Origin of the sequence: Pseudovibrio ascidiaceicola (assembly GCF_900114245.1) — a bacterium.
GTDB lineage: Bacteria > Pseudomonadota > Alphaproteobacteria > Rhizobiales > Stappiaceae > Pseudovibrio > Pseudovibrio ascidiaceicola.
Genome location: NZ_FOSK01000039.1, coordinates 1 through 2621 on the forward strand (window position 1 = coordinate 1; position 2621 = coordinate 2621).

Consider the following 2621-nt stretch of genomic DNA (forward strand, 5'->3'; position numbering starts at 1 on the left):
TTTATTTATACGGCGAATGGAAGCGTCACGGTTACGACGCAAGCTGCTGACAATATGATTGGGAAATATCACATCACGTTTCTCTGCCATAACTGCACGGAAGGCTGCGGGCACAGTGATCCAATCATTGACAAAGGGATGCATGCCACCTGTCCATTCTTCTGGCTTGAGAGCACGCCCAGTTTTATGGATATCCCGCTTTTGCTTATCTGACAGCCACGCCCAGGTCGTAAGGCCTGCAGGGTTGCCTTCAACATCAAGATAACAGCGCAGCTGCCCAGCCAGGAGCGGCGGTAATATCTCGACTGGTAGATAGTAGGAGAGTTTAAACTTCTCATGATAGGAAGAAGCAGCGAGCTGCTGGATCGCGATTCCTATAGCCGCCAATGCATCAAACTTCTTTGGGGAGATCCAAGGCTTTGCAAGGAAATACGCCAGCTCAGGTGATTGCTCTGCAGTCTGTTCAAACTTATCAAGAAACGCTCCGGGCAAAATATGGGCTTCACCGCGTTTCAGGGCGGAAAGGGCGAACACTCCTAGTGATCTCCACTTGATCCAGTGCTGTGGAGATAAATGCTCACTTCCCCTAACTTGCCCCCCAACAACACATCCCACACTGGCGGAACAGTCAAACCACCCATAATCAACCTGTCCCGCATACACATGGTTCACGGCCTGTGGAGATAGGCTAATGCATAGCTTGAGTGCCTCATCGTCAAGTTTGGAAAGCATCCCAGACGAAGGTATTTCGCAGGATTGACCGAGAGCCTCAAAAATTTCTGGAAAGTTCAAGTGCTTCATAGCGGTTGATCTGCTCGCGAAAAAGTCGCGGCGGGCTTCAGGTGATGTCGTCCCAAACAAATGAATGGCAGCCACGCGCGCTAAAGGGTAATTATGCCAATAGGTGTAGGAAGATCGCCCAGCTCTCAGATCCTCAGCTAGTTGGTCGACATTACCGCCGAGATATCGTTGGTTCTCATGATGCCATATGGCACATAACTCATGATAAAGAGTGCTGCTTTGTTCCTTTACAAATTGAATGAGGGCAAGTTCCGCGAGAAATGCACAGACCTCTCGCGCGACGGGAGGCATAAAGCTTCCTCTTGAAAGCGTCATCTGCGCCGCATGACCCATTTCATGAGCGAGACAAACAAGGCCTTGTGGTTTTCCGGACCAAACTAAATGAACAATTGGGATGTTGGTCCTTGTACACCATTCAATGTAAGGATGTTTAATATCTCCTGGCTTGTAACAAATTATTTTGACACAAGATAATGCGTCAGCGAATTCGTTTGGAGTGCACAAGAGGTTACGTATCGACGGTAGTATGATGTACTCAAGGCTCTGATCCAGATCAAAAGTTAAACCATCGATGTTGTCTCGAATATCTGAAACACAGGTATCGGATTGATACTTAACTGAGATCAGTTCACAATATTTAAGCACTTCATCTGAAGTCAGCTCATGCAGGCCCAGCCAATCAAACGTTGTATTTTTAAGTTTTGACATTATCGGTAGGTAACCCCATTTACCTCGCTCAGGTAAACTTCATAAATCTCACCAGTCGTCATCATCCCAACTTCAGAAATTAGGCAACAGCTGCTTGAAGAGCGTATCTCGGAGATAGCGTGGTACAACATTGAAGTTGCTCTTAATCCCTTTACCCAGATGTCTACTCCGAATATGGCGTATGTGGGAATGCTGGGAATTAGAGCATGGCGAACAAGATGCAACTTCAGAGATATGACTGCAGCTACCATCTGTGGCTCTCTGCTTAAAATTCATATTGCATCTTTTATCCAAACACATTTATCGTTTCTGCAAGAAACATATATTAGTAGAAGGAATAGGAAAACCAAAAGCTGCTCAACATTACTTCGTTCCCATCTAAGAAAAATCATCCGAGATCAGGCACTTTTCTATATCTTTTTACAAAGCGGGAAGAAATTACTACATGAATTCATTTCAGCTTAAGCGCAGACATAATTTGTCTGTGCTGCGCGTACCCACACAGTCACAAGCGGTGTATGAAGACAAGACATTGAAGCTTCGAAAGTGCGGGGGTACCAGATTGGAGTTAAGAGAGAAATCTAGCTTATCTCTCAGCACGCTGGATCGGTTACCTAACTACTTCACGTTTTACTTGAATACTAAAATAATCTTGTCGTTCTGCGAGAGTGGGAAAGTCTTGGGCGATGAGATAAAAGAGATTTCAACTTAAAATGTAATGTGTCAAACAATACAACTTATAATTGATTGTATGCAAATTTTTTGATAGCAAATAAACGCCACGGCCTCCTTTTAGGGAACAGTTGAACTGACAATAGTCACAAAGGCATTAGATACTGAAGATCAATGTTAACTCACATTAATATTAGTATGAGTAACCGGATTAAGAAGTGAATAAGTAGGAAACAAAAGTGCAATATGTAAATGTCATAGGGCGTATCTTCATACCGTTTTGCTCCTACGTTGACGCCAAGTGTTTTACAATTGACTGGATTACTTCTTCTTCAGTTTTCCGGTCAGTTATGGCAGAGAAACGTGATGTGATATTTCCCAATCATATTGTCAGCAGCTTGCGTCGTAACCGTGACGCTTCCATTCGCCGTATAAATAAA

1 protein-coding gene is annotated in these 2621 nt (G+C 44.1%); it reads right to left on the minus strand.

Translation table 11 applies throughout. The features are described from left to right. Nucleotides 1–1509: toxin-activating lysine-acyltransferase (locus BM231_RS26720; RefSeq protein ID WP_093524418.1), on the minus strand; the 1509-nt coding region annotated here is incomplete at its 3' end. Nucleotides 1510–2621 lie beyond the last annotated feature (1112 nt).